This is a genomic window from Microbispora hainanensis, from assembly GCF_006874475.1.
GTDB classification, from domain to species: Bacteria; Actinomycetota; Actinomycetes; order Streptosporangiales; family Streptosporangiaceae; genus Microbispora; species Microbispora hainanensis.
Genome location: NZ_VIRM01000004.1, coordinates 247845 through 273209, shown reverse-complemented (window position 1 = coordinate 273209; position 25365 = coordinate 247845). Strand labels below are relative to the sequence as shown.

25 protein-coding genes and 1 pseudogene are annotated in these 25365 nt (G+C 71.0%); 22 read left to right on the top strand and 4 right to left on the bottom strand.

What is annotated here, in order from left to right:
* Nucleotides 1-152: 152 nt before the first annotated feature.
* From FLX08_RS05540 to FLX08_RS05510, 8 genes are all read left to right on the top strand, one after another.
* A complete protein-coding gene (locus FLX08_RS05540) occupies nucleotides 153-1646 on the top strand; it encodes a peptide MFS transporter (RefSeq protein WP_167530282.1) in 1494 nt (497 codons plus the stop codon).
* Entirely contained in the window at nucleotides 1643-2671 is a 1029-nt protein-coding gene (locus FLX08_RS05535; RefSeq protein WP_208761274.1) for a methyltransferase, read from the top strand. The genes FLX08_RS05540 and FLX08_RS05535 overlap by 4 nt, the downstream gene beginning before the upstream one ends.
* Nucleotides 2668-4254 (top strand): FAD-dependent monooxygenase, encoded by a 1587-nt coding sequence (locus FLX08_RS05530; protein WP_142617078.1) that lies wholly within the window; start codon nucleotides 2668-2670, stop codon nucleotides 4252-4254. Before FLX08_RS05535 ends, FLX08_RS05530 begins: the two co-directional genes overlap by 4 nt.
* On the top strand, nucleotides 4251-4382 hold the full coding sequence (locus FLX08_RS42885; RefSeq protein ID WP_280117086.1) for a hypothetical protein: 132 nt from the start codon (nucleotides 4251-4253) through the stop codon (nucleotides 4380-4382). The genes FLX08_RS05530 and FLX08_RS42885 overlap by 4 nt, the downstream gene beginning before the upstream one ends.
* A complete protein-coding gene (locus FLX08_RS05525) occupies nucleotides 4364-5845 on the top strand; it encodes an MFS transporter (RefSeq protein ID WP_142617077.1) in 1482 nt (493 codons plus the stop codon). Before FLX08_RS42885 ends, FLX08_RS05525 begins: the two co-directional genes overlap by 19 nt.
* Nucleotides 5802-6059, top strand: coding sequence for an acyl carrier protein (locus FLX08_RS05520; RefSeq protein ID WP_142617076.1), 258 nt, complete (start codon nucleotides 5802-5804; stop codon nucleotides 6057-6059). The genes FLX08_RS05525 and FLX08_RS05520 overlap by 44 nt, the downstream gene beginning before the upstream one ends.
* Before the next feature lie 142 nt (nucleotides 6060-6201).
* A complete protein-coding gene (locus FLX08_RS05515; protein ID WP_244312432.1) occupies nucleotides 6202-7461 on the top strand; it encodes a cytochrome ubiquinol oxidase subunit I in 1260 nt (419 codons plus the stop codon).
* A 24-nt stretch (nucleotides 7462-7485) separates the two neighbouring features.
* Nucleotides 7486-8448, top strand: coding sequence for a cytochrome d ubiquinol oxidase subunit II (locus FLX08_RS05510; protein ID WP_142617075.1), 963 nt, complete (start codon nucleotides 7486-7488; stop codon nucleotides 8446-8448).
* Nucleotides 8449-8457: 9 nt separating this feature from the next.
* On the opposite strand, the gene mppR is transcribed toward FLX08_RS05510, so the two are convergent.
* Nucleotides 8458-9258: an enduracididine biosynthesis enzyme MppR gene (gene mppR / locus FLX08_RS05505; protein WP_142617074.1), complete on the bottom strand. Its 801-nt coding sequence runs from the start codon at nucleotides 9256-9258 to the stop codon at nucleotides 8458-8460.
* Between the two features lie 91 nt (nucleotides 9259-9349).
* Here mppR and FLX08_RS05500 point away from each other — a divergent pair, with 91 nt between their 5' ends.
* Nucleotides 9350-10639, top strand: a complete 1290-nt coding sequence (locus FLX08_RS05500) for a sensor histidine kinase (RefSeq protein WP_208761273.1) — start codon at nucleotides 9350-9352, stop codon at nucleotides 10637-10639.
* The gene (locus FLX08_RS05495; RefSeq protein ID WP_208761272.1) at nucleotides 10627-11283 is read left to right on the top strand and encodes a response regulator transcription factor; all 657 of its coding nucleotides are present in this window, start codon (nucleotides 10627-10629) and stop codon (nucleotides 11281-11283) included. Before FLX08_RS05500 ends, FLX08_RS05495 begins: the two co-directional genes overlap by 13 nt.
* On the opposite strand, the gene FLX08_RS05490 is transcribed toward FLX08_RS05495, so the two are convergent.
* Nucleotides 11259-13154, bottom strand: coding sequence for an ABC transporter permease (locus FLX08_RS05490; RefSeq protein ID WP_142617073.1), 1896 nt, complete (start codon nucleotides 13152-13154; stop codon nucleotides 11259-11261). The two genes, FLX08_RS05495 and FLX08_RS05490, sit on opposite strands and share 25 nt — an antisense overlap.
* Nucleotides 13151-13912, bottom strand: coding sequence for an ABC transporter ATP-binding protein (locus FLX08_RS05485; protein ID WP_142617072.1), 762 nt, complete (start codon nucleotides 13910-13912; stop codon nucleotides 13151-13153). Before FLX08_RS05485 ends, FLX08_RS05490 begins: the two co-directional genes overlap by 4 nt.
* Nucleotides 13913-14152: 240 nt before the next feature.
* Between FLX08_RS05485 and asnB the strand changes: the two genes are divergently transcribed.
* The 12 genes and pseudogenes from asnB (at nucleotide 14153) to FLX08_RS05425 (ending at nucleotide 24445) form a co-directional block, all read left to right on the top strand.
* Nucleotides 14153-15991, top strand: coding sequence for an asparagine synthase (glutamine-hydrolyzing) (gene asnB, locus FLX08_RS05480; protein ID WP_208761271.1), 1839 nt, complete (start codon nucleotides 14153-14155; stop codon nucleotides 15989-15991).
* A 24-nt stretch (nucleotides 15992-16015) separates the two neighbouring features.
* Nucleotides 16016-17137: an enduracididine biosynthesis enzyme MppP gene (gene mppP / locus FLX08_RS05475; RefSeq protein ID WP_142617071.1), complete on the top strand. Its 1122-nt coding sequence runs from the start codon at nucleotides 16016-16018 to the stop codon at nucleotides 17135-17137.
* Between the two features lie 54 nt (nucleotides 17138-17191).
* Complete coding sequence (locus FLX08_RS05470) at nucleotides 17192-18292, top strand: aminotransferase-like domain-containing protein (RefSeq protein ID WP_167530281.1); 1101 nt, start codon at nucleotides 17192-17194, stop codon at nucleotides 18290-18292.
* Between the two features lie 13 nt (nucleotides 18293-18305).
* Nucleotides 18306-18626 carry a TcmI family type II polyketide cyclase gene (locus FLX08_RS05465; RefSeq protein ID WP_142617069.1) on the top strand — a complete coding sequence of 107 codons (321 nt, stop codon included), beginning with the start codon at nucleotides 18306-18308 and terminating at the stop codon, nucleotides 18624-18626.
* A 2-nt stretch (nucleotides 18627-18628) separates the two neighbouring features.
* Nucleotides 18629-19087, top strand: a complete 459-nt coding sequence (locus tag FLX08_RS05460) for an SRPBCC family protein (RefSeq protein WP_142617068.1) — start codon at nucleotides 18629-18631, stop codon at nucleotides 19085-19087.
* Between the two features lie 3 nt (nucleotides 19088-19090).
* Nucleotides 19091-19555: an anthrone oxygenase family protein gene (locus FLX08_RS05455; RefSeq protein WP_142617067.1), complete on the top strand. Its 465-nt coding sequence runs from the start codon at nucleotides 19091-19093 to the stop codon at nucleotides 19553-19555.
* A complete protein-coding gene (locus tag FLX08_RS05450; RefSeq protein ID WP_142617066.1) occupies nucleotides 19552-19878 on the top strand; it encodes an antibiotic biosynthesis monooxygenase family protein in 327 nt (108 codons plus the stop codon). Before FLX08_RS05455 ends, FLX08_RS05450 begins: the two co-directional genes overlap by 4 nt.
* Nucleotides 19875-20180, top strand: coding sequence for an antibiotic biosynthesis monooxygenase family protein (locus FLX08_RS05445; protein ID WP_142617065.1), 306 nt, complete (start codon nucleotides 19875-19877; stop codon nucleotides 20178-20180). Before FLX08_RS05450 ends, FLX08_RS05445 begins: the two co-directional genes overlap by 4 nt.
* A gap of 13 nt (nucleotides 20181-20193) precedes the next feature.
* A pseudogene (locus tag FLX08_RS05440) lies at nucleotides 20194-21861 on the top strand (acetyl-CoA carboxylase carboxyltransferase subunit alpha); the annotation flags it as partial.
* A complete protein-coding gene (gene accB / locus FLX08_RS05435) occupies nucleotides 21858-22403 on the top strand; it encodes an acetyl-CoA carboxylase biotin carboxyl carrier protein (RefSeq protein ID WP_244312431.1) in 546 nt (181 codons plus the stop codon). The pseudogene FLX08_RS05440 and the gene accB, both read left to right, overlap by 4 nt.
* Complete coding sequence (locus tag FLX08_RS05430) at nucleotides 22403-23761, top strand: acetyl-CoA carboxylase biotin carboxylase subunit (protein ID WP_142617063.1); 1359 nt, start codon at nucleotides 22403-22405, stop codon at nucleotides 23759-23761. Before accB ends, FLX08_RS05430 begins: the two co-directional genes overlap by 1 nt.
* Before the next feature lie 33 nt (nucleotides 23762-23794).
* Entirely contained in the window at nucleotides 23795-24445 is a 651-nt protein-coding gene (locus FLX08_RS05425) for a class I SAM-dependent methyltransferase (protein WP_244312430.1), read from the top strand.
* A gap of 12 nt (nucleotides 24446-24457) precedes the next feature.
* On the opposite strand, the gene FLX08_RS05420 is transcribed toward FLX08_RS05425, so the two are convergent.
* Nucleotides 24458-25339 carry a methyltransferase domain-containing protein gene (locus FLX08_RS05420; RefSeq protein ID WP_142617061.1) on the bottom strand — a complete coding sequence of 294 codons (882 nt, stop codon included), beginning with the start codon at nucleotides 25337-25339 and terminating at the stop codon, nucleotides 24458-24460.
* Between the last annotated feature and the right edge of the window lie 26 nt (nucleotides 25340-25365).

Sequence of the window (25365 nt, the reverse complement as noted above, 5' to 3'; positions counted from 1 at the left end):
CGTGTAGGCGGAGCCTCAGCGTCGCCATCACCGATCGCGTCGCCGTCGAGATGTGCTCGAGAACGGACGAGGCGCACCAGCGGAACACGAATCAGACGCGAGATCCGGCTGCCAGCATCACCGCCGACGGCCGACCTCGGGAGTTGGATGAGATGTCACCACCGCTGGAGCTCTGGCCATGGCGCCAGCCACGCTGGTTCAGCACGCTGTTCCTGACCGACCTGTGGGAGCGGTTCAGCTTCTTCGGAATGATGGCGATCCTCTTCTTGTACGCCACCGCGCCCGCGCACACCGGCGGGCTCGGCATGCAGGCGGGCAGCGCGGGAGCTCTCGTCGGGCTCTACGTCTCGGCGACGTTCGTCGCCTCGGTACCCGGCGGCTGGCTCGGCGATCGCGTCTTCGGCGCGCAGCGGGCCGTGGTGTACGGAGGCGTACTCATCGCCGCCGGCCACCTCTGTCTGGCGCTGCCGCTTGTCGCCGCCTTCTATCCGGGCATCGCGCTCATCGCCGCGGGAACGGGGCTGCTCAAGCCGAACCTGACGGCGCTCCTCGGGTCCTTCTATCCCCCACGGGCGTCGGCGCAGCGAGAGGCGGGATTCTCACTCTTCTTCGTCAGCATCCAGATGGGCGCTCTGGCGGCACCGATCGTTACCGGTTTCCTCGGGGAACGGGTCGGATGGCACCTGGGCTTCGGCGCCGCCGCCGCGGGCATGGCCGTCGGTCTGACCACCTTCCTGCGCAACCTGCGGCACTTCGGCGACATCGGCCGATACCCACCGCAGCCCGCGGACCGGCGCACACTGCGGCGCGTCTGCGGATGGACCGCGCTGGGCGCCGGCCTGGTGGCGGTTCTCATCGTGCTCGACGTGCTGACGGGGCGCGCCGGGATAGAGCATTTCGTCGCGGGGCTCGGGCTGCTGGTCCTCCTGGCGCCGATTCCGTACGTGCGGTCCATCCTGCGAGGTCCTGCGGTGAGCCGGGACGACGCCCGGCGACTGCGCTCCTACGGCTGGATCTTCCTCGCGACGGCCGTGTTCTTCCTGCTGGCCAGTCAGGCCAACTCGGTCTTCAACCAGTTCGCGGCAGAGTCGACCGACCGCGGCCTGTTCGGCTTCATCCTTCCCGCGAGCTGGTTCCAGACGTTGCACCCGCTGTTCGTGCTCCTCGCCGCCCCGGCCGTGGCCCGCTTCTGGACGGGCGCCGGCCGCAGGCTCGATGTGCCGGTCAAGCTCGCGCTCGGACTGTCACTGGGGGCCGTCGGCCTCCTGCTGATGACGCTCGCGGCGAGCCTGGCCGCGGCGGGCCCGGTCTCGCCGCTCTGGCTCACCGCGGTCTACCTGGTGCTGGCCTGTGCCGAGCTCGTCGTGGGCGCCGCCGGGCTGGGCGCCACCGCGCAGGTGGCGCCGGCCGGAACGGCCGGCCAGTTCATGGGGCTCTGGTGGCTGGCGGGAGCGGTCGGCGCCGTCGTCGCGGGCCAGTTCGCCCGCGCCGCGATGTCCGGCGGGTCGAGCCCCGCTCCCCTCTACTTTCTCGGACTCGCGATCCTCGCGGCCACCGTCGCGGCGATCCTCGCGGTCGGCCACAGGCGGATCAACAACCGGCTCGGGCTGGACATTCCGGCCCTCTCCCTTATGGAGGTTTCGTGACCACCCACGTGCACTCACCGGCGAGCGACGCGGTCAGCGCCGAGCCCCTGTGGCGGCTCGGAACCGCCTACTTCAGCCGCAAGACCATCCTCACCGCGGCGGAACTGGGCGTCTTCACCAGCCTTTCCGCAGCTCCCGGCACCGCGGCGGAGCTCGGTGAACGCCTGGGCCTGCACCCGCGCGGTACCGCGGACTTCCTTGACGCCCTCGTGGCGCTGGGGATGCTGGAGCGCGAGGGCGACGCCTACCGCAACACGCCGATAGCGGAGCACTACCTCAATGCCGACCGGCCGTCGTATGTCGGGGCCTTCCTCAGCAAGGCCGACGCACGGTGGGACCGGCTTGTCGACGCGCTCCGCACGGGCGACCCGCAGAACCGCTGGGGCTCCGGTCCGGAGATGTTCACCGAGCAGTACCGCACGACGGCGGCCTGGCGGAACTTCACCGCCGGGATGGACTACCTCAACGGGATGATCGGCCCGGCGCTGGCCGAGGCGTTCGACTGGTCGACGGTGGACTCCGTGGTCGACATCGGCGGCGCACGGGGCAACCTGGCCGCCGCGATCCTGCGCCGCCACCCCCATCTGCGGGTCGGCGTGCAGGACCTGCCCGGGGTGGAGCCGGTGTTCCACGAACACATGACCCAGCTCCAGCTCACCGGCAAGGTGACCTTCCATCCGGGCAACTTCTTCGAAGACCCCATGCCGTCCGCACAGGCGCTGGTCATGAGCCACGTCCTGCACGACTGGGGAGTCGACGAGCGGCGCCTGCTCGTCGGCGCGGCGCACCGGGCCCTGCCTCCGGGCGGCGTGCTGCTGATCTGCGACCCTATGATCGACGACGATCGCCGGGGGCCGGCCGGCGCCCTCCTCACGAGCCTCAACATGCTCATGGTGACGCCGCACGGGTCGGAGTACACGGTCGGGGAGTGCAGATCCTGGCTCACGGAGGCCGAATTCACCGACATCGGCTCGTCCTCGATCGGCGCCCACAACACGCTGGTCGTCGCCCGCCGTCCGCGATGAGCGCCCGGAGAGAGTCGACCGCCGTTCTCGTCGTCGGAGGGGGCGTCGCGGGGCTGTCGGCGGCCGCCTTCCTTGCCTGGCACGGCGTGCCGTGCCAGGTCCTGGAGCGGCGGTCCCGGCTGTCCGCTCACCCACGCGCCAGGGGGTTCAACCCCCGGGCCGTGGAACTGCTGCGGCAGATCGGCCTGGAGCCCGCCGTACGGAAGGCAGGCGAGGGTTTCGCCGACCACACCATGCGGGCCCGGGTCGAGAGCCTGGCCGGGCGGGAAGTGTTCCGCGCGGACCTTCCCACGGCCGGCGATCTTGAGGGGATCAGCCCGTCATCCTGGGCGCTGTGCAGCCAGGATCGCCTGGAGCCGCTGATACGGTCGCGTGCGGAGGACCTCGGCGCGGTCGTGAGATTCGGCTGCGAGATGGAGTCCTTCTCGCAGGACGACGACGGTGTGACGGTGACCCTGCGCGACGGCGGCCGGATGCGAGCGCGGTACCTGGTCGCCGCCGACGGTGCCCGCAGCCCCATGCGCAAGCGGCTCGGCATCGAGCTCAAGGGAACACGAGCGCTGGCGCACCAGCTCAGCATCGTGTTCGAAGCCGATCTGCGCGGACCGCTGGGCGACCGGCGGTTCGCCATCTGCCAGGTGCGCAACGAGCAGGTGGACGGGCTGCTTGTGCACGATGACACGCTCCGGCAGGGCATCCTCTACATCCAGCATCCCGAGCCGCTGCCCGAGTATCCCGAGGACCGCTGCGTGACGCTGGTACGGGCCGCCGTGGGCGTGCCCGGCCTGCCGGTACGCATCCTCGACAGGCAGTCGTGGGAGTTGTCGGCGCTGACCGCGACGCGGTACCGGGAGGGACAGGTGTTCCTGGCCGGCGACGCGGCCCACGTGATGCCTCCGGTGGGCGGCTTCGGTGCGAGCACCGGCATCCAGGACGCGCACAACCTGGCCTGGAAGCTCGCCCATGTACTGCGAGGCGTGGCGGGCGACGCGCTGCTCGACAGCTACGAGGCGGAGCGCGGTCCGGTGGCCGAGCTGACGGTGGACCAGTGCCTGCGACGGGTGAGGACCCACGTGGGATTCGGCCGCCCGGGGGGCGGGGACGGGCTGATCGACGATCTTTCCCTGACCTTCGGCTACCGGTATCCGGCGGGAGCGCTGGTGGAGCCCGACCCACGGGCGCCGCACGTCGTCGATCCGAAAACCAATGGCGCTGAGATCGGCGTCCGCGCACCGCATCTGGAGCTTCATCCGGGCGGCCGCTCGACCCTTGACCTGTTCGGCCGGGGCTTCACCCTCATGGCCGGGCCGGCAGGCCGGAGCTGGGTTGTGGCGGCCGGCCGGGTGGCCGCCGACCTCGGCGTGGACATCGCCGCACACCTGATGACCGACGACCTCGTCGCCGCCGGTGCGGCCGAGTGGTGTCGGCGTCACGGCGTCGGCGCGGGCGGGGCCGTCCTGATCCGCCCTGACGGGATCGTCGGATGGCGGCGCGGGGAGGCGGTCGAGCACCCACAGGACGATGTGAGGGCGGCGCTGCGCTGCCTGCTGAGCGCCGGCGGCCTGGAGGGACGGGCGCCATGAGACACCGGCTGGTCGAGTCGCTCCTGCGGTTCCTCCACCTTCTCGGCTCGGTGCAGGTCTTCTGGTGCGTTCCGTGGGAGCAGGAACCCGGCGGCGGAGAGGATGACCCGTGGCGAGTCCCCAGCTAGCCGCGCCGGCCACCGGCCCGCGCTCGCTGGCCCCGCTGACCGCGGCGTTGCTGGCCCAGGTGCTCGCCGTGGTCGACCTGAACATCACGGCGACGGCGCTGCCGGCGATCGTGACGGAGTTCGGCCGGCTGGACCTGTTCGCCTGGGTCACCACGGGAGCCGTGCTGGCGTCCACGGTGGCGACGCCCCTCTACGGCAGGTTCGGCGACATCTTCGGGCGCAAGGCGGTTCTCGTGACGGCCCTGGCCCTGCTGTCCGCGGGCTCGGTGCTCTGCGGTCTCGCCGGGTCGATGACGCAGTTGGTGGTCTTCCGCGTCGTCCAGGGCGTGGGGGCAGGCGGTCTCATGGTCTCCGCGGTCGCCGTTTACGCGGAACTGCTCGACTCGCGCCGGCGGGTGCGCTACCAGGTGTTCTTCGCCACGGCCGTGAACGTGTCCAGCGCGGTCAGCCCGTTCCTCGGCGGTCTCGTCACCGACGCGCTGGGCTGGCGCTGGACGTTCTTCCTGTCCGTGCCTTTCGGGCTCGCCGCGCTCGTCCTCATCGCCACGACCCGGCGGTTGGCCCGGTCCGAGGGCGAGACGGCGGTGGACTACCCCGGCGCGGCGCTGCTCGCGGCCGCGTGCGTGTGCCTGGTGCTGCTGTCGAGCTGGGCGGGCACCGTTCACTCATGGACCTCGCCGGTCGTCGCCGGGCTGGGCGTGGGCGCCGTCGTCCTGTTCGTGCTGTGGGTGCGGGTGGAGCGGCGAGCCCGGCGGCCGATCGTGCCGCTCCGCCTGTTCGGCAACCGCGTCCTCGTCGCCGCGTACGTGCAGGGGTTCATGACCGGCCTCGCCATGTTCGCCGCCATCACATTCCTGCCTCTGCTGATGGTCGCCTCAGGCATGAACGCGACCGGCGCCGGGGCGTCCCTGTTTCCGATCACGGCGGGCACGCTCGTCGTGTCGCTTGCGGGAAGCCCGCTCATGGCCCGGTGGGGGCACCCCCAGATGTTCGGCGTTGCGGGAGCGGGCCTTCTCCTGGCCGGGTTGGCGGGCCTCGCCGTACAAGCGGACGCCGGCGTCTCGCCGGCCGGGATCGCGGCCACGGTCTGTCTCGGGATCGGCCTGGGCCTGCTGTTCCAGGTCTACTCGGTCGCGGTCATGAACCACGCGCCCCGGCCCGATCTGGGCTCGGCGCTCGCCGTGCAGTCGCTCAGCCGCCAGCTGGGCGGTCTGCTCGGGCTCGCGACGCTCAGCGGCGTCTACCGGCTCGAACTCGCCCGTACCGATGATCAAGGCTCCGCAACGGCGATCGTGTTCACGATCGCGGCTCTGTGTGCGGTGGCCGGACTCGCGGCGGCGCTCGCCCTGCGCATCCCCGGCACTCCGCCCCGCCCCGGCGATGCCGAAGGCGGCAACCCGATGAGGAGAGGAATCAGCGATGAGTCAGTTCACCATCCAGGACCTGCGCCGGATCATGCGTGAAGCGGCGGGCGAGGACGCGAGCGTGGATCTCGACGGGGAGATCCACGACACCTCCTTCGAAGACCTACGCTACGACTCGCTGGCGGTCTTGGAGATCACCGTACGAGTGGAACGGGAGCTCGGGATCAAACTCGGCGACGGCGAGACCGACAAGACGCAGACTCCGCGCGAGTTCCTCGCCATGGTCGACGCCCGGCTCACTCAGGCCGCATGACTACGCCCCGGGCGGTAGGCGCGATCGCGGGCTGCTCCCCCTGTGGCAGCCGGATCAGCCTCCCGTGATCCGACGACAGACGTTCGCCGCCGTGACAGGCTGATCACCGATCCGGCCTGTCCGGCGGCGAACACTCGGAGCGATGATGGACACTCTTCTCCTCGCACGGTTGCAGTTCGCCACCACGACGTCCTTCCATTTCCTCTTCGTGACCCTGTCGCTGGGACTCGTCGTGCTCGTCGCGGCCATGCAGACCGTCTACACGATCACAGGAAAGAGCGTGTACGCCCGGATGACGAAGTTCTGGGGAACGCTCTACGTAATCAACTACGCCCTGGGAATCGTCACGGGCCTGGTGATGGAGTTCCAGTTCGGCATGAACTGGAGTGGGCTCACGCAGGCTGCCGGCAACGTCTTCGGGGCGCCGCTGGCGTTGGAGACACTGGTCGCCTTCTTCGTGGAGGCGACCTTCCTGGGCATGTGGATCTTCGGCTGGAACCGGCTGCCCAAATGGGTGCACCTGGCCCTGATCTGGCTGGTTGCGGTCGCCGCCTACGTCTCGGCGCTGTGGATCCTGGCCGCGAACGCGTTCCTGCAGCACCCGGTCGGTTACGCGGCCCGCGACGGCGTCGTGGTCCTGACCGACCTGAAAGCGTTGCTGGCCAACATCAGCCTCACCGACGCCTTCCTTCACGTCGCTTCGGCGGCGGCGTTGGCCGGCGGTATGTTCCTGGCGGGCATCAGCTCCTGGCACCTGATCAAGCGCACCTCGGAGACCGAGGTGTTCCGCCGCTCGCTGCGGTGGGGCGTGGTCGCCGCCCCGGCGGGCGGATACTCGATCATCCACTTCGGCTTCCTCCAGGAGGTCGCCATCGAGCAGTACCAGCCGATGAAGCTCGCCGTCATGTACCAGGACCCGCATCGGCTGGAGCTGGCGCGGCAGGCGATGCTCCAGCGATTCGGGCAGGGCGACTTCGCGCCGCCCTCCTGGATCGCCGTGCCGTACCAGGTCATGATGAACGGCGCCTTCGTCCTCACACTCACCACATCGGTCTGTCTGCTGCTGCTGTTCCGGAACTGGATCGCGCGGCTCCGCGTGCCCCTGTACGTACTGCTGGCGATGGCGCCGCTGCCGCTGGTGCTGGTCGTCATGGGATGGATCGTGCGCGAGGTGGGCCGGCAGCCGTGGGCCGTCTACGGCCTGCTGACCACGGAACAGGCCGCGTCACCCATCCCGCCCGTTCTCGTGCTCGCGTCATACATCGGCTTCACTCTGGTGCTCGGGGCGCTGGTGGTCCTCGACTACTGGCTGATCGTCAAATTCGCCCGGCGGGGGCCCCGGCACACGCCCTTGGGGACCACGGTGGCCGAGCCCGCCAGGGACCGTCTGATGGCCTTCTGACCCAGGCCCATACCGGAGGATCTCATGGATGTCGTATGGGTGGTCCTGCTGGGGCTGCTGCTCGGTGGCTACTTCGTGGTGGACGGCTTCGACATCGGCACCGGCGTCCTGCTGCGCCGGCTCGGCCGTGGCGAGGGCGAGCGCCGCATGCTCATCACCGCGATCGGTCCGTTCTTCCTGGGCAACGAGGTGTGGCTGGTGGCCGTCGGGGGTGTGCTCAGCGGCGCGTTCCCACTCGTCGAGGATCGAGTTCTGGGCGGCCTGTACCCGCTCGTCGCGGCCGGCCTGCTGATCTGGGTGCTGCGGGACGCGGCCGTCTGGTTCCGCAGCCGGCAGCCGTCCCTGCGCTGGCGGGCCGGCTGGGATCGGCTGCTGGTCGCGGCCAGCACGGCCTTCGCCGCCTTCTGGGGGATGGTCGTGGGGGCCGCTCTCGCCGGGCTCCCCGAGCCCGGCACGACGGCCGGCGCCTGGCAGCTGACCGGGCCGTACGCGCTGCTGTGGGCGGCCGTCCTGGTCACACTGTTCGCCGCGCACGGCGCGATCTTCCTCGTGGCGCGGCTGCGGGACGACATGGCCACGAGGGCGCGGGAGAGGGCCGCCCGCCTGCTGCGGCCCGCCGCGGCGCTGCTCGTGCTCGCCGTCGGCGCCGGTGCCGTCTTCGTCCTGCCGAGGGAGTGGAGCGTCGTGCTCCCTGTCACCGGGGTGGGGGCCCTGGCCGCTGGGGCGCTGTGGGCCGCGGACACGGCGGTGCGAGCGGACAGGCACGCAAGGGCGCTGGTGCTCAGCTCCGCCGCCGTCGCGAGCCCCGTTCTGATGGTGCTTCTAAGGCTGGCCGCGCAACTGCCCGAGGGCACCGCGGACGCGGAGACCCTGCGTACGCTGGGCGGCCTCGCGCTTGCCGCCCTCCCGTTGGCGGCTGCCGCGCAGGCGTGGATGTGGCGGGCGTTCCGGCGGCCGGTGGACGCCGGAACGGTGGTCTTCTTCTAGCGACGCCCGTCAGCCGAGCCTGCGGCCGCCGTGCAGGGTCTCCGCATAGGAGAAGATGTAGCCCGAACCGATCTCGATGGGCGCGAGCAGAGCCAGGTCGGGGTCGTGCACCGGATCGAGCGGGAAGCTCAGCTCCCCGCGGCCGGTCCACACCTCGCCGAACTCGACGTCCGTGACCCGGGAGGCGACCAGGTCGGGTGACGTCTCCTCCCCCGGAATCCAGGATGGGAAGAACCTGCTGTGGACGAGGGGCACCGTGTGCAGCCCCGGTGGCCGGGAGGGGCCGGAGAGCGTCACAGCGGCGGTGGCCAGCGTGCGGCCGTGCACGCTGAGGGTGCCCGCGAAGTGTCCACCGGCGGCTCGCCGCGGGCCCGCGCGGCCCACGGAGACGGGACGGGTCTGGTGAATGGCGCCGTGCTGCTTGGGCATCCCCTGTATCCACCCCCGTACCAGCGGCACCGCCTGGTCCACCCAGGCGTAGGGACAGCGCGCCATCGGCTCGCCCCGATGCTCGCACGACAGCAGGACGAGGAACTCGGCGAAGCGGCAACGAGCCGGATCGGCGAGCTCCTCTCCGGAGCCCGAGCACCACTGCCACTCAGCGAAGACGGCGGCCGCACTGCCGGGGTCGGGGCCCGGCTCCAGGCCAGGCGGGAGGAAGCGCACGGCCGCTGCCGGATCCACCCGGTAGTCGACCATCATCACCTCCCCGGAGAAATGCCAGGGTGGTGGTGTGATCATCGACGATGTGCCGGAGGGGGAGAGCGGGAGAGAGTAGCCGACGGGTCCCGTTTGCTGCGCGACGGTCATGGGCGCAGCGTAAGTACGGGCATCGAGCCGGACAACGGCGGTCGAGCCGGCCTGGACCACCGCTGGACGAAGGCTCTATCCAGGGGAGCATATGGAGAGTGACCCGGGGCCGTGGCGCACCCTGTCCGGAATGCTGTGGCGGGTGCCGCTGTCCTCGCTGCCCTGGCGGTCGGCGGCGTACCTGCTGTCGGGTCCGGTCGTGGCGGTCGCCTGGCTGGCGGGGACCGTGGTCCTGCTGGTCGCCGGCGCGGTGACGGCGCCCCTGATCGTCGGGGTGCGGCTGCTGCGATCCGTGTCCCACTGGACGGATCTGCTGGGCCGGGCCGAGCGCGCCCGGCTGCGCTTGGTGGATCACCGTCCGATCCCGGCGGTGCTCCCGCGCGGCGCGGAACCGCCGACCGGCTCCATGGTGTGGCGCGAGGCCGGGCACGGCCTGCTGCTGTGCCTGCTGGCCCCGGTCAACCTGGCGGGCCTGCTGCTCGTCGCGGCCACGGCGCTGATGCCCCTCGCCGCGCCGTTCTGGAACTCGCTGCCGGGAACGCCGCATGCGAACGCCTCCTGGCAGGCCGTGGTGGCCCGGCCGGAGCTGGCCTGGACGGCGGCGGCCGGCGGACTGCTGGCCGCGGTGCTCGCCGCCTATCTGATCTGCGCCGCGGCCGCGGCCGAGGCGATGCTGGCCCGGATCCTGCTCGCGCCCGACGACGGCGACCTGCGGCTGCAGCTCATCGAGGTGGACCGGTCCCGCGCCCGGCTGGCCGACGTCTTCGACAGCGAGCGGCGGCGGCTGGAGCGCGACCTGCACGACGGCACCCAGCAACGGCTCACCGGGCTGCTCATCACACTTGGCCTGGCGAAGATGGAGCTGTCCGGGGCGGCGGTGGAAGCCGGGGAACTGGCCGAAGCCGGGGAACTGGTGAACCGTGCCTATCGGGAGGCGCAGGAGACACTGGACGAGCTGCGCGACCTGGTGCGCGGGATGCGTCCTGCGATCCTGGCCGACCGCGGCCTGGGTGCGGCGCTGACGGAGGCCGCCAAGCGGTGCCCGGTGCCGGTCACCGTGCGCGTCGGAGGCGCGCGTGCGCCGGACGCGGTAGAGGCGGCGCTGTACTTCGCCGCCTGCGAGGCGCTGACCAATCTCGCCAAGCACAGCGGGGCGCGCAGGGGCGAGTTGCTCCTCGCCTCCGAACCGTGCGCCACGCCCGGGTGCGGCAGACTGGTCCTGCAGGTACGGGACGAGGGGCGGGGCGGCGCCGATCCCGGTCTGGGCAGCGGCCTCACGGGTCTGGCGGACCGGGTCGCGGCGGTGGGCGGCACCGTCGGCCTGTCGAGTCCGCCCGGAGGGCCCACCGTGGTGCGGGTGGAGGTCGAGTGGACGTCGTGATCGCCGACGACGCGGTGCTGCTGCGCGAGGGCCTGCGGCACATCCTGGAGCGGTTCGGCCATCGCGTCGTCGCCTCGGTAGGCAACGCCGGCGACCTGCTCGAGGCGGTCGCCGGGCACCGGCCCGACGTGGCCGTGGTGGATGTGCGCATGCCACCGGGTTACCGCGACGAGGGGCTGCGCGCCGCGTTGCGCATCCGCACCGGGCACCCGGGGACGGCGGTGCTGGTGCTCTCCCAATACGTGGAGCGCTCGTACGCCCTGGAACTGCTGGAGTCCGGCGCCGGCAGGGGTCTCGGCTATCTGCTGAAGAACCGGGTCGGCGAGGTCGAGGAGTTCTTGGACGCGGTGACGAGGGTGGCGGGAGGCGGCACGGTCATCGACCCCGAGGTGGTGGTGCGGCTGCTGGAGGACCGCAGGGACCAGTCCGCCCTTGCCCGGCTCACACCACGCGAGCGAGAGGTGCTGGCCCTGATGGCGGAGGGCAAGTCGAACAGCGCGATCGCGAGGAGGCTCGGTGTGACGGACGCGGCGGTGCTCAAACACGTCGGGAACATCTTCGGCAAGCTGCTCCTCGAACCGACGGACGAGGAGCATCGCCGCGTCATGGCGGTGCTGCACTATCTGCGCGAGGAGGGGCCCTGACGGCGCACGAGCAGGGCGGCCGGCATCAGGCCCGACAGCGTCACCACCGCGACGCACGCGCAGGCGACCGAGCCGATCTGCGCCCACGGGAGGTCCGGCACCACCGTCACCCCGAGCCCGCGCAGAACCTCGCGTAGCCCCAGCACCGCCACGGCGGTCACCGCGCCGCCCAGAAGCACCCCAATGGCCGACACGGACAGCGACTCCCACAGCACCATCCGCAGCACCTGCACCCTTCGAGCGCCCAGCCGCAGCAGCCGGGCGAACTCCGCCCCGCGGGCGCCGAACGCCATCACGGACGTGTTGGCCACCGCGATGAGCGTGTAGGCCACGGCGAACGCCGCCAGGGCCAGGGCGCCGATGCGCATGCCCCCCAGTCGCGCGCCGCTCGCCGCGCTCGCCGACTCCGCCGTCGAGGCGGCATGTATGCCGGTCCATCGCCGCTCGATGGCCGCGGCCACCGTGCCGGCGGCCGCTTCGGGAGCGACGGCCACGTGTACGGAGACCGGGCCCGGGAGGAAGTCGCGCGGAAGCAGCAGTGTTCCGCCGAACGGGGACCCGTCGAAGACCGCGGTCAGCCGTAGCACGGCCGGCTTCCCGCCGGGCAGGGTCAGCCGGACCGGCCCGCCGAGCCTCCACCCGAACGTCTCGGCCTGCCTCCGGTCGGCGGCCGCACCGTCATACCGCAGTCCGGCCAGGTCGCCGGCGACGTTGGACAGGTTCATGACCCGCTCGAGGCCCTCTGGGCGCACTCCGAACGCGTCGACCCTGCGCTCGGTCCGGTTCGCCGCGACCACGACCTCCCCCCTGGTGACCCGCACCGCGGCGACCACCCCCCGTACGGTCCCCACCTCGGCGGCTCCGGGCCCCGACACCACGAGATCGGAGCGCCAGGCCTGCCGGAAGTCCGCCGCAATCGCCTGGCCGAGCAGGGCCGTGCCGCCCAGCAGCGAACCCGTCAGTCCAACCGTGACGAGCACCGGAGCGGCGGTGGAGGCCGTCCTGCGTACGGCCTGCCGGACGTTCTCCCTGGCCAGCAGGCCCGTCGCCGAGGTCACCCGGACCAGGGGGGTGGCCACAGCGGCCCCCGCCCATCCGGCGAAGGCGGGGGCGAGCAGGGTGAACCCGAGCACCAGCGGCAGGGACACGAACATCGTGAGCGGCATGCGGCCGTCCGGGGGCGCCACCGGCACCAGCGCGAGCATGCCCCCGCCACAGGCCAGGAAGGCCAGCGCGCCCAGCCAGCGACCACGTCCGATCGGCCGGTCGGCCAGCGCCGAGTCGCGCAGCGCCTCGGCGGGCCGTACCCGTGCGGCGCGTCCGGCCGAGGCGGCGGCGGCCAGCACCCCGATGACCACCCCCGCGGCGAAGGCGCCCGCCAGCGCCCCGAGCGAGACGCGGGACTCGAACCCGGCGGGCAGCAGCCGCTGCCACCGTAGCAGCGAAGTCATGACCCCGGTGAGGGGGAAGGCGAGCACGATGCCGACCGCGGAGGCCAGCAGGGCCGCCAGCCAGGCCTCGGCGATGACCATGCCCCGGACCTGGCGCGGTGTCGCGCCGACGGCTCTGAGCAGGGCGAGCTCGCGCCGCCGCTGCGCCACCACGAAGGCGAACGTGCCGGCGACGACGTGAATCGTCACGAAGGCACCGATCACCGCCAGCATCACGAGGAGGGACCCCGACTCCTGCGCGGCCTGCCGTACGGACAGCGGCGTGCCGGCGGGCAGCGCCGCTCCGGTGGCGAGCACCGAGACGGCGGCCCCGCTGTAGCCCACCCCGAGCGCGAGGGCCACGATCGCGCCCGCGAAACCGGGCAGGCGGCCGCGCAGCGTCATCCAGGCCACGCGAAGCAGGGTCGTCGTCCCCTTCACGGCACGTCCTCGTAAGCCGTGTCCTCCAGCGCCGCAAGGCGGGCGGCGACGGTCGCCGGGGACGGCGACCACAGCTCCCCCACGAGCGCCCCGTCGGACAGGAACAGCACCCGGTCGGCGTGAGAAGCGGCAAGCGGGTCGTGGGTCACCATCACGACGGTGTCGCCCCGCTCGTCGACCAGCTGCCTGAGCAGACGCAGCACCTCCCTGCCGGTGCGGCTGTCCAGCGCGCCCGTGGGTTCATCTGCGAAGAGCACCTCGGGCCGGGTGACGAGGGCCCTGGCGATGGCCACGCGCTGCTGCTGCCCGCCGGACAGCTCCGCCGGACGGTGCCGTGCCCGGTCGGCGAGTCCCACCGTCCGCAGGAGCTCCTCGACATGCCCGGGCGCCGGCCTGTGGCCGGACAGAAGCACCGGCAGCGAGATGTTCTGCGCCGCGTTCAGGCTCTCGACCAGGTTGAAGGACTGGAAGACGAACCCGACGCGATCACGGCGCAGCTCCGTCAGCCGTCGTTCACTCAGCCCGCCCAGGTCCACCCCGCCTATCACGACCTGCCCGCCGTCGGGCCGGTCCAGGCCGGACGCGCACTGCAGGAGAGTGGACTTGCCCGAGCCGGAGGGCCCCATGATCGCCGTGAAGGAGCCGGTGGGGAACACCGCGCTCACCCCGCGCAGTGCCGTCACGACATGCGCTCCCGAGCCGTACACGCGGCGCACCTCGCTCAGCCGCACCGCCTCGGAGGAAGACGTCCGATCCATGGTCCCAACCAACCAGAGCGGACGCCCGCCGTCACGGGTGATCACAGGAGTCCCGGAGGTAGTGCGGACGCTACCCCGCCCGGGCGGGAGCCCGCCCATCTCGTGAAGGACGTTCTCGCCCGTTCCGCCCTTGGTTGGTGCTCGATCACGGCTTGAACGCGCGCCGATCCCGCCCTGCCAGCATCCTCGGCAGGTGCCGCTGCGGCACTCACCTCAACGACCATGCGGAGGAGCTCGCGGATGGGTGGCATCGCTGGATGGGTGGACTTCCACCGCAATCTCGTACCGGACCGCAACATCGTGCTCGCCCAGCTCGGCACGCTCGCCTGGCGTGGCGGGGACGGTGAGGAAATCTTCACCTCTCCCCACGCGGTCATCGGCCACCGCCGCAGGGCCGCCGTCGACCTCGATGGCGGGCGGCAGCCGATGTCGGAGGAGACCACGGTGCTGGCCTTCGACGGCCAGATCTACAACCACCGCGAGCTGCGCCATGAGCTGGGCCTGCGGGGCCACCGCTTCCGGACCCGCAGCGACACCGAGGTGATCCTCCGCGCCTATCTCGAATGGGGTGAGGAGAGTGCCGCCCGTCTGAACGGCATGTTCGCGTTCGCCCTGTGGGACAGCGGGGCCGAGCGACTCCTGCTCGCGCGGGACCGGTTCGGCGTCAAACCGCTGTACTACCACCCCACCGACACCGGCGTGGTCTTCGGATCGGAGCCCAAGGCGGTGCTCGCCCATCCGCTCGTGGACCCCGTGGCCGACGCCGGCGGACTGCGTGAGCTGCTCGCCTTCACGAGCACGCCGGGCCGCACCCCCATCAGCGGCATGCGACGGGTGCGGCCCGGCGAGATCGTCGTCATCGACGAGAAGGGCACGGACGAACGGCTCTACTGGCGTCTGGTCGCGGCGCCGCATACCGACGACGGCGAGACGACCGTACGGCGTGTACGCGAGCTGCTGGAGGCCTCGGTCGCCCGCCGGCTCGCGGCGGACGTCCCCGTCGGCGTCCTGCTCTCGGGCGGTGTCGACTCCAGCACGGTGGCGGCCCTGGCAGCCCTGGTGCTGCGCCGGAACGGCGGGGATCGGTTGCGCACCTTCACCGTCAGCTATAAGGGCGGGCAGGCATCCGGCCCGGGGCCGATGCGCAGCAGCGAGGACGCGCCGTACGCGCGAGCGGTGGCCGAGCACATCGGCTCCGAGCACGAGCTGATCGAGCTCGACAGCGGCGACATGGTGGATCCGGTGCTCCGGCGTACGGCCGTGCGGGCGCAGCAGGACATGCCGGTGGCGGCCCCGCAGTTCCCCGCGTCGTTGCGCGCGCTGTGCCGGCGGATCGGGGAACGGATCGGGGTGGTTCTCGCGGGGGAACAGGCGGACACGGTCTTCGCCTCCTTCATGGGCATGGACGACCCGGCCGTGATCGCGGCGCCGACCTATCCCTGGATCGCGGCGACCGCGCACCACCTGCCGCCGCAGGGCCTGGGCACCGGCCTTTTCAGCCCGGATCTGCTCACCCGGCTCGACATCCCGGGTTACTGCGCCGACGCCTACCGGGCCGACCTGGCGCGGGTGCCCCATCTGGAGGGGGAGGACCCGCGGGATCGCCGGATGCGCGAGATCTACTTCCTCCACCTGCAGGGGTGGCAGGAGTTCGGCTGTGCGCTGGACGACGGCGCGAGCCTCGCCGGCGGCGTCGAGGTGCGCTGGCCGTACTGCGACCACGAACTCGTGCAGTACCTGTTCAACGTTCCCATGGAGATGAAGACCTCCGGCGGTCCGAAGGGCCTGCTCCGCGCGGCCGCCGCCGATCTGCTGCCGGCCTCGGTCCTGCACCGGGCGCCCAGCCAGTTCCCTACCGGCCGCGACCCCGCCTACGCCCCGATGCTCAAGGCGGAGCTGCGGCGCGTTCTCGCGGACCCGGCGTCTCCGGTGCTCCCGCTGCTCGACCTGGCCGCAGTGAACGCGCTGCTGGCCGGGCCGGGCGAGCCGCGGCGGGCATGGCGGGACCTCACCGACATGGAGATGGTCCTGCAGATCAACCAGTGGCTCGACCAGTACCGCATCCGCATCGCTCTCTGAACGGCTCCAGGACGGGGTACAGACATGATCGAACCAGCACTTCAGCTCAGCTCGGCCAACCTGACCGAGCTGGAGTACCTGGCGCTCAACAGCGAGTTGAACGTGGCCGACGGTCACGCCCGCCAGGAACTCAGCGAAGCCCAGCAGCGGATCGTCGAGGAGTTGCCCACGCTCTTCGAGAAAGCCGCGGCGCAGCCGGTGGAGGACCTGGAACGGGCCGCGCACGGAGCCTTCCTCCACCTGTTCGGACAGCACTGCTATCCGAGCGGCCGCGTGCTGAGCTGCTACGCGTCCTCGGTGGCGATGGAGATCCTCGCCAGGTCGCTCGTGACGGAGACCGACGCGGTGGCGCTGATACACCCGACCTTCGACAACATTCCCGACATCCTGCGCGGCGTCGGCCTGAGGCTGGTGCCGGTGGAGGAGGATGCGCTGCACAGCGGGGAGCCCATCCCGAAGGGCGTGGGCTGCGTCTTCGTCACCACCCCGAACAATCCCACCGGCCGCGTGCTGTCCGCGGAGCGACTGGCCGCTCTGGCGGACGAGTGCCGCAGCAGGGACGTGGTGCTCGCGCTCGACACCTCATTCCGTGGCTTCGACACCCGCGCGCACTACGACCACTACGCCATCCTGGAGAGCAGCGGCTGCCGCTGGGTCGTGATCGAGGACACCGGGAAGCTGTGGCCGACGCTGGACCTGAAGGTCGGGCTGCTGCTCTACAGCGAGAACGTGGGACTGCCGATCCCGAGGATCTACTCCGACATCCTGCTCGGCGTCTCGCCGTTCATACTCGCGCTCGTCGAGCGCTTCGCGGAGGAAGCGGCCGGAGGCGGTCTGGCCGACCTGCACGCGTTCATCGCCGGGGGCCGGCGGCTCGTGCGCGAAGCGCTCGCGGACCTGCCGGGCGTCACCTTCCTCGACCCGAGCAGCCGGGTCAGCGTGGAGCGGGTGGACCTGGGCGACCGGCGCTGCGCGGACATCTGGCCGGAGCTGTACGAGCGTCAGGTGCACGCGCTGCCGTGCACCCAGTTCTACTGGGCCGATCCCTCCCGGGGAGAGCACTCGCTGCGCATCGCGCTGGCCCGGCCGTACACCGCGCTGGGCGCGGCCGTCCGCGAGCTGCGGTCCGTCCTGACGGAGCACTGAGCGATGGTTCCGGGCGGACCTCGTCCTCACCGGCGCCGGTGGATCGCGGGCATCGTGCAGGCGGTCGCCGAGGACGGGGTCGCCGACCTCGGGCCGGGTTACCTCGATCCGGACCTGCTGCCGACCGGCCTGATCGCGTCCGCCTACGAAGAAGCTTTGGCGGAGTACGGCGCCGCCGCCCTCAGCTACGGGGAGAACCAGGGGGTGCTGCCGCTGCGGCGGGCTCTCGCCGCGCGGGCCGCGACGGGCGGACCGTCATGCGGGCCCGAACACGTGCTCGTCACCGCCGGGACGTCACAAGCCCTGCACCTGCTGACGACGACGCTGGCCGAACCGGGCGACGTGGTTCTCTGCGAGCCGCTGAGCTACGACCTCGGCCTGCGGATCCTCGCCGATCGCGGACTGCTGCTCCGCCCCATCGCGTCCGACGTCGAGGGCCCCGACCCACAGGCGATGGCCGAGGCAGCGCGGGCGCACCGGAGGGCGGGGCGGCGCATCGCCTTCGCCTATCTCATGCCGACCTTCCACAACCCCACGGGGCTGCTCGTCGGTGAGCGCCGCCGCCGGGAGCTGGTGGCGGTGGCCAGAGAGAACGACATACCGATCGTCGAGGACGACGCCTACACGGAGTTGCGCCTGGACCCGGTGGCCATGCCGCCTTCACTCGCGGAACTGGCGGAGTACGACGGCGTGATCCGGCTGTGCACCTTCAGCAAGACCCTTGGGCCGGGGCTTCGGCTCGGCTGGATGCTGGCCGACCCGGCGCTCACTGGCAGGCTCGCCGCCGGCGGTTTGCTGACCAGCGGAGGCGGGCTCAACCATCTTGCCTCGCTCGCCGTGACCGCGCTCGTCACGAGCGGGCGCTACGACCACAGGCTGGTCCGGCTGCGGAGGGAGCTGCGGGTGCGACGCGACGCGCTGGTCTCCGGGCTCGGCGGCGGGGTCGACGTACCATCCGGCGGTTTCTTCCTGTGGGTGCCCGGTCTGTGTCCCGAAGCGGCGGAACGAACCGGAGTACGCGTGGCCGACGGTTCCCGGTTCGGCCGGACGCCGGGACCGGCCGTCCGGCTGAGCTACAGCTTCAACCCCCCGGGAGAGCTGGCCGCGGCGGGACGGCGGCTCTCACCGATGATCCCCCATCGAACAACCGTCTGAGAAAGGACGTCACGTGCATCGAACGCTCATAGTGGCCCGGATGCGCCCCTCGGAGGCGGACTCGGTCGCCGAGATCTTCGCCGAGTCGGACGCGACGGAACTGCCTCGCATGGTCGGGGTCTCCCAGCGGACCCTCTTCCGCTTCCACGACCTGTACTTCCACCTGGTCGAGGCGGACGACGACATCTCCGACCGGCTCTACCAAGCACGCGGCACCGACCTCTACCAGGACGTCAACACCAAGCTGGCACGGCACATCTCGCCGTATGACCCCGCGTGGAAGGAGCCCAAGGACGCCATGGCCGTCCCCTTCTATCAGTGGCGGGCGGTGTGATCATGGCGGGACACACCGACAACGCGGTCGTGATCGATGCTCCCGCCGACGCCGTCTGGGAGATGACCAACGACGTCGAGTCGTGGCCGCGGCTGTTCAGCGAGTACGCGGCGGCCGAGGTGCTCGCCAAGGACGGCGACACCGTCAGGTTTCGGCTGACCATGCATCCGGACGCCGACGGCAACCAGTGGAGCTGGGTGTCGGAGCGCACCGCTGACGCCGGAACCAGGACGGTGCGGGCGCGGCGAATCGAGACCGGCTGGTTCAAGTACATGAACCTCTTCTGGGAGTACACCGAGGCCGACGGCGGCGGGGTGCGGATGCGCTGGGTCCAGGACTTCGAGATGTGGCCCCAGGCGCCGGTGGACGACCAGGCCATGACCGAAAGGCTCAACCGCAACACCGAGATCCAGATGAAGCGGATCAAGGAAATCATCGAGCGCGAGGCGGCGGGGGGCTGAGCCGTGGGCGTGCTGCTCTCCCAGATCTCCATCGTGCTGAGCGGGCTGGTCGCCGGCATGCTCCTGTGGTCGGCGATCGGCGGTGTGCCATGGATGCGGCGGCTTCCCGCCGGCGAGTACGTGCGGCTGCACCAGTACTGGTCGCCGCGCTTCGACCCACTCGCTCCGCTCATGGTCGCCGGCACCCTCGCCTGCGACGTGGCGCTGCTCTTCCTCTCCCCTACCCGCGACTCGAAGTTCCTGCTCACGTTCCTCATCGTCGCGCTGGTGGCGATCATGGTGGTCTCCGCGACCAGGAACGCCAGGCTGAAGCGTACGGTCATGGACCTCGATCCCAGCACCTTGCCGGCCGACTGGAAGCAGCGCGATCCACGCCCGGCCTTCGGCAGGTGGAATCTCGTACGCACGGTCATCGCGATCCTCGTCTTCCTCGGCAACGTCGAGGCGATGGCGGTGTGGACCGTATGACCGAGACCGCGGCGTTCCGCGTGATGCTGGACATGCGCGTGCGGCCGGGAACCGAGGCCGATTTCGAGCGGGCCTGGCTGGAAGTGGCCAGGGGCGTCGCCCGGCATCCGGCGAACCGAGGACAGTGGCTGTCGCGCTCTCCCGGCGACGAGAGCGAGGGGACCACCTACTACGTGGTCACCGACTGGACGGACGAGCCCAGTTTCCGGGAGTTCGAACTGAGCCTGGAGCACGTGCGTAATCGTGCGCTGCTGCAGCCGTACAGGAACGGAGGCTCGATGCGAACGATGCACGTCGTCTACGAACTGGTGGAGGAACGATGAACGAGCAGGTACGAGTGATCCTCTGGTACCGGGTGCCGAAGGAGGACGTGCAGCCGCTTGCCGACACCTACCGGCAGGTCAGCGAGCAACTCGTCGGCACCCCTGGGATGCTCGGCAACGAACTGCTGCGTTCCCAGGTGAACGAGACCACGCTCATGGTCACGAGTCACTGGGAGAGCCAGTGGCACTTGGACAGGTGGGTGCACAGCAGCAGCCACCGCCACACCAGTCCGCTCCGGCCCTACCTCGACACCGGCAGGCAGCATCCCTACGAGACCTTCAACGTGATCTCCGCCTTCTAGGACACGACCGGAGAAGAGGCAACCAATGTCGGACGGACGATGGATCCGCTGCCGGCGATGTCAGGCGATGATCCACCATCGCCGCTTCGCCCGGAGCCTCGGAGTCTGCTCCGAGTGCGGCCACCACCATCCGGTCACCGCCGCCGACCGGGTGGAGCAGCTGCTCGACCGGGGCTCGGCCACCCCCGTGGAAACGCCGAAGGTGCTGCCCGACCCGCTCTCCTTCGTGGACAGCGTCCCCTATGCCGAACGCCTCGCGAGCGCACGGGAGACCACGGGCCTCGCCGAGGCCGCCGTGTGCGTGCGCGGCCTGCTGCACGGACGGCCGGTCGTGCTGGTGGTCATGGACTTCCGCTTCCTCGGCGGAAGTCTGGGATCGGCGGTGGGCGAGCTGGTGACCGTGGCAGCCGAGATCGCGGAGCGGGAGCGGCGTCCGCTCATCACCGTGACCGCCTCCGGCGGCGCACGGATGCAGGAGGGCGTGCTCTCACTGATGCAGATGGCCAAGACCAGCCAGGCGTTCGCCGCGCTGGACGAGGCGGGCGTCATGTCCGTCTCCGTGGTCGCGGATCCGACCTTCGGCGGGGTGGCCGCCTCTTTCGCGACCCTTGCCGACGTCATCCTCATCGAACCCGGCGCGAGGATGGGCTTCGCCGGCCCACGGGTCATCCGGCAGACGATCAGGGAGGAACTGCCCGAGGGCTTCCAGACCGCCGAGTTCCTGCTGGAGCACGGCATGGTGGACGCGGTGGTCCCCCGGCACGAGCTGCGCGGTGTGCTGAGCAGGCTGGTGGGCGGGGAGGATCACCGGCCACCGCCGCGGCCCCCGGCGTACGTCCCCCGGAAGCGGGACGCGTGGGAGGTGGTTCGGCTGGCCCGCGACACGCGCCGGCCGACTACGGCCGACTATGCGGGACTGCTGCTGGAGGACTTCCAAGAGCTGCGCGGCGACCGCGTGTTCGGCGACTCGCGGTCGGTTTTCGCGGGTATGGGGCGCCTCGGCGGCGTCCCCCTGATGCTCATCGGCCATCAGAAGGGGCACAACACGGCCGAACTGGTGGCCAGTAATTTCGGCATGCCGCAGCCCGAGGGATATCGCAAGGCCGCCCGGCTCATGCGCCTGGCGGAGAAACTCCGCCTGCCCGTGGTCACACTGGTCGACACTCCGGGCGCCTATCCGGGTGTGACGGCCGAGGAACGGGGTCAGGCCACGGCCATCGCCGAGAGCCAGCGGCTCATGGCCCGGCTGACGGTTCCTGTCGTCAGCGTGGTCACCGGTGAGGGCGGCAGCGGCGGCGCGCTCGCTCTCGCCGTGGCCAACCGGGTGCTGATCTGCGCCAACGCGTGGTACTCGGTGATCAGCCCGGAGGGCTGCGCGTCGATTCTGTGGAAGACCCCGGCCGCCGCACCCGAGGCCGCCCGCGCTCTGCGACTGGAAGCCGAGGAGTTGCTGCGTCTGGGGGTCGTGGATGGCGTGGTGCCGGAACCCGAAGGCGGCGCGCACACCGATCCCGTCCTGGCCGCCCGCATGCTGGGCGCCGCGATCCACGCCGCCCTCGCGGAACTGCTTCCGCTCTCTCCCACCGAACTGATCCGTCAGCGCTACGGCCGGTTCCGGCATTTCGGCCTGCCGGTTACACGTGCTCCCCTGGCCGTCGCCCTTGGAGGTGATCGAGCGTGAACCCGCCCCCTCCCCATGACGAACTCGACCGGCTCTGCCAGGCCGCCGCGAGACTCGTCTCGCTCCTGCCGCGCCCGCCGGTCACGCTCAAGATCCGGCACGGCACGGTCAGCGCCGAGATGACGTGGGAGGCCGTGGCCCCGGCCGGCCCTGTCGCACCCTCAGGCGCGGCCGCGGACGAACGGCCCGGCCGCGGAGCGGCGTATCCGGCCGCACCGGACTCCCCGCCCGGCCAGATACGAGCTCCGCTGGTCGGGACCTTCTACCGCGCGGCAGAGCCGGGGGCGGCGCCGTTCGTCTCCGTGGGCGACATCGTCGAGGCGGGCCAGCAGGTCGCGATCGTGGAGTCGATGAAGCTGATGAATCCGATCGAGACGGAGACCGCCGGGCAGGTGGTCGAAATCCTGGTGCAGGACGGCGCCCCCGTCGAGTACGACCAGCCCCTCATGGTGATCTCTCCGTCCGGGGACGCGGGATGCGCCGCGCTCTTCCCGGGCGCTTCCACCCCCCAGGAGGAGCCTCTCGTGGGAGGGGGACGCTGATGTTCACCACGGTACTGATCGCCAACCGCGGTGAGATCGCTCTCAGGGTCGCCCGCACCTGCGCGGAGATGGGCATACGCACCGTGTCGGTGCACTCCACCGCCGACCGCGACTCGGCGGTGTCACGGATCGCCGGCCAGTCGGTGCAGATCGGGCCGTCCGCGCCTCGGCGCAGCTATCTCGACGCGGCGGCTCTGATGGAGGTGGCCCTGCGCACCGGTGCCGACGCGGTGCATCCCGGGTACGGCTTCCTGTCGGAGGATCCCGAGTTCGCCAGGATCTGCGCGGAGAACGGGCTGACCTTCATCGGACCACCGCCCGACGTCATGGAGACGCTCGGGGACAAGGCGGCGGCACGGGCCGCGATGAGCGCGGCCGGGCTGCCCGTGCTGCCGGGCAGCCTGGAGCCGGTGCGGGAGGATGACGCGGCCGCGCTCTCCGACGAGATCGGTTATCCCGTCATCGTCAAGGCGGTGGCGGGGGGCGGCGGACGCGGGATGAGCGTGATATCCGATCGGGATGCGTTCTCCGCGGCCTTCCGCCGGACCAGGGCCGAAGCGCAGATGCTCTTCGGCGACGACCGCCTTTGTCTCGAGCGCTACCTGCCGGTGGCGCACCACGTCGAGGTCCAGGTGCTGTGCGACAGCCACGGAAACGCGATCCACCTCGGGGAACGGGATTGCTCGGCGCAGCGGCGCCGGCAGAAGCTGGTGGAGGAGACCCCGTCGCCCGCGATCGGCCCCGAACTGGCCCGCCGGATGGCCGAGGCGGCTCTCGAAGGCGCGCGCGCGATCGGCTACCGGGGCCTGGGCACGTTCGAGTTCCTGGTGGACCACGGGACCGGCGAGTTCTACTTCATCGAGACCAACTGCCGCATCCAGGTGGAGCACCCGGTGACCGAGATGGTCACCGGCGTCGACCTGGTGCGCGAGCAGCTCACAGTCGCCGCCGGGCGGCCCCTGTCCCTCCGCCAGGATGACGTCGTGCGCCGCGGGGTGGCGGTCGAGTGCCGGGTGAACGCCGAGGACCCGTCCCGGGACTTTGCCCCGACCGCCGGGCTGCTCGCCGAGTTCGTCCCGCCGGGCGGACCGTTCGTACGGGTCGACACCCACGCGTACGCCGGGATGCGGGTGCCCCCGGACTACGACCCGCTCCTGGCGAAGGTGATCGCCTGGGGCGTCGACCGGGACCAGGCGCTCGACCGGCTCGACCGAGCGCTGACCGAGCTGGTGGCCGACGGCCCCGGTTTGTCCACGAATGTGGGCTTCCTGCGCGAGGTCCTGGCCAACCCGAGCTTCCGCAAGGGCACGCACACGACCGGGCTGGTCGGCCGGATGCTCGCCCCCCGGCGCGGCTGATCCGCGAACCACGAGCACATGGAGGAGACGACGATGCAGGTTCCCGACATCGCCCTGGTCCGGGGCGGCAACGGCGACGTGACGCTGTACATCGACGAGGTGCAAGCGATGCAGGGCTGGGAACGAGCGCTCATGTGGCGTTCGGCCGACCTGCTCTGCGAGCGGGGCGGGGAGTTCCTGGAGGTGGGGCTGGGTCTGGGTTACTCGGCGCTGCGCATCGCGGAGCGCGCCGACACCTATCGGCACACCGTGGTCGAGAAATACCCCAAGGTCATCGAGCTGTTCCGGGAGGAACACCCGGCGCCGCCCCCCACACTGACAATCATTCAGGCGGATTTCTTCGATTATGTCGACAAACTGGAGCCCGGCAGCTTCGACGGGATCTTCTTCGACCCCGAGCTGCCCAAGGAGCTCTTCGAGGATCGCGACCTGCTGGACGAGTTCATGCCGAAGCTGGTTCGCGCGCTGCGGTCCGGCGGCACGTTCGTGCCCATGTTCTCCCTTGACGGCGCGGTCCCCGACGCGGCCACCTGCACCGCGACCCCCGCCGTGATGCTCGACCGGTACCTGCGTTTCTTCGACCGCGTCCTGGTCGAACGGCACAGGTACCGCGCCTACCCCGACACCGCCTACACCCCCGCCCGGCAGGGCGACGCGTTCATCCTCTGCTTCACCAAGGAGTGACCGCCTCGACGGTCAGGCCGGCTTGGTGGCGCAGAAGACGCCGTAGTGCATCACGTCCCGATCGTAGGCCTTCTTCATCAGCGGCACCGAGTTGACGAAGCGGAAGACGTCGAGGCCCTTGGCCCGGATCAGCTTCCACACGAAGAAGGGATCCCTGGCCAGGGGCCTGGCGATGTCCGCGGACAGTTTCCAGGTGGTGCGGACGTGCTCGGTCCAGTCCGCGGTGGCGACGTCGACAAGGAGTGCCTCCTCGCACAACTTCCGGTAGCGGTCCAGTGGAAGCACGTGGGAAACCGCGAAGTCCCGGTACAGCCGCCGCAGCAGGCGAACCTCCGAAGGATCGAGCCGGTCGTCTCGGGAGCACCAGGTCGCGACGACCAGCTTTCCCCCCGGCTTGAGCACCCGGGCGCACTCGGCGAGATAGGCCCGCTTGTCCGGCATGAGCTCGCAGCTCTCCAGCGACCACACCACGTCGAAGGTGTCGTCCGGGTAGGTCGAGCGCATAGCGTCCATGAGCAGGAACCTGGTCTGGCCGGACACTCCGGCCTCGGCGGCCTTCTCCGTGGCCCGCCGTACCTGCTCGCGGCTCAGCGTGATGCCGTCCACGTCGCAGCCGAGATCGCGGGCCAGGATGATCGAGGAGGCGCCGACGCCGCAGCCGCTGTCGAGGACCCGGGCCCCCCGGGGGACGCCCGCGAACGCGATCAGCTCGTTCACCGTACGCCGCTGTGCCTCGTGCCGCGAGACGCCGAGATCGTCCAGATCCCAGTAACCGTGGTGGATGTGCTCGCCCCACATCTGCTCGTACAGGTCGATGAGTTTGTCGTAGTGGTCACGCACCGCCCGGTGCAGGTCCTCGACCCTGCCTTCGAAGGTCAGCCCGGTGTCGCTCATATCGCGTCCTTTCGTCCGGTGATGCG

Excerpts from the sequence above, each read along its gene's own strand:
- FLX08_RS05420 (WP_142617061.1), bottom strand. The coding sequence starts at position 25,339 with ATGAGCGACACCGGGCTGACCTTCGAAGGCAGGGTCGAGGACCTGCAC.
- FLX08_RS05515 (WP_244312432.1), top strand. The coding sequence starts at position 6,202 with ATGATGGACACTCTTCTCCTCGCACGGTTGCAGTTCGCCACCACGACG.
- FLX08_RS05460 (WP_142617068.1), top strand. The coding sequence starts at position 18,629 with ATGGCGGGACACACCGACAACGCGGTCGTGATCGATGCTCCCGCCGAC.
- FLX08_RS05520 (WP_142617076.1), top strand. The coding sequence starts at position 5,802 with ATGAGTCAGTTCACCATCCAGGACCTGCGCCGGATCATGCGTGAAGCG.
- FLX08_RS05430 (WP_142617063.1), top strand. The coding sequence starts at position 22,403 with ATGTTCACCACGGTACTGATCGCCAACCGCGGTGAGATCGCTCTCAGG.
- FLX08_RS05500 (WP_208761273.1), top strand. The coding sequence starts at position 9,350 with ATGGAGAGTGACCCGGGGCCGTGGCGCACCCTGTCCGGAATGCTGTGG.
- FLX08_RS05510 (WP_142617075.1), top strand. The coding sequence starts at position 7,486 with ATGGATGTCGTATGGGTGGTCCTGCTGGGGCTGCTGCTCGGTGGCTAC.
- FLX08_RS05540 (WP_167530282.1), top strand. The coding sequence starts at position 153 with ATGTCACCACCGCTGGAGCTCTGGCCATGGCGCCAGCCACGCTGGTTC.
- asnB (WP_208761271.1), top strand. The coding sequence starts at position 14,153 with ATGGGTGGCATCGCTGGATGGGTGGACTTCCACCGCAATCTCGTACCG.
- FLX08_RS05485 (WP_142617072.1), bottom strand. The coding sequence starts at position 13,912 with ATGGATCGGACGTCTTCCTCCGAGGCGGTGCGGCTGAGCGAGGTGCGC.
- FLX08_RS05445 (WP_142617065.1), top strand. The coding sequence starts at position 19,875 with ATGAACGAGCAGGTACGAGTGATCCTCTGGTACCGGGTGCCGAAGGAG.
- FLX08_RS05450 (WP_142617066.1), top strand. The coding sequence starts at position 19,552 with ATGACCGAGACCGCGGCGTTCCGCGTGATGCTGGACATGCGCGTGCGG.
- mppR (WP_142617074.1), bottom strand. The coding sequence starts at position 9,258 with ATGACCGTCGCGCAGCAAACGGGACCCGTCGGCTACTCTCTCCCGCTC.
- FLX08_RS05425 (WP_244312430.1), top strand. The coding sequence starts at position 23,795 with ATGCAGGTTCCCGACATCGCCCTGGTCCGGGGCGGCAACGGCGACGTG.
- FLX08_RS42885 (WP_280117086.1), top strand. The coding sequence starts at position 4,251 with ATGAGACACCGGCTGGTCGAGTCGCTCCTGCGGTTCCTCCACCTTCTC.
- FLX08_RS05530 (WP_142617078.1), top strand. The coding sequence starts at position 2,668 with ATGAGCGCCCGGAGAGAGTCGACCGCCGTTCTCGTCGTCGGAGGGGGC.
- mppP (WP_142617071.1), top strand. The coding sequence starts at position 16,016 with ATGATCGAACCAGCACTTCAGCTCAGCTCGGCCAACCTGACCGAGCTG.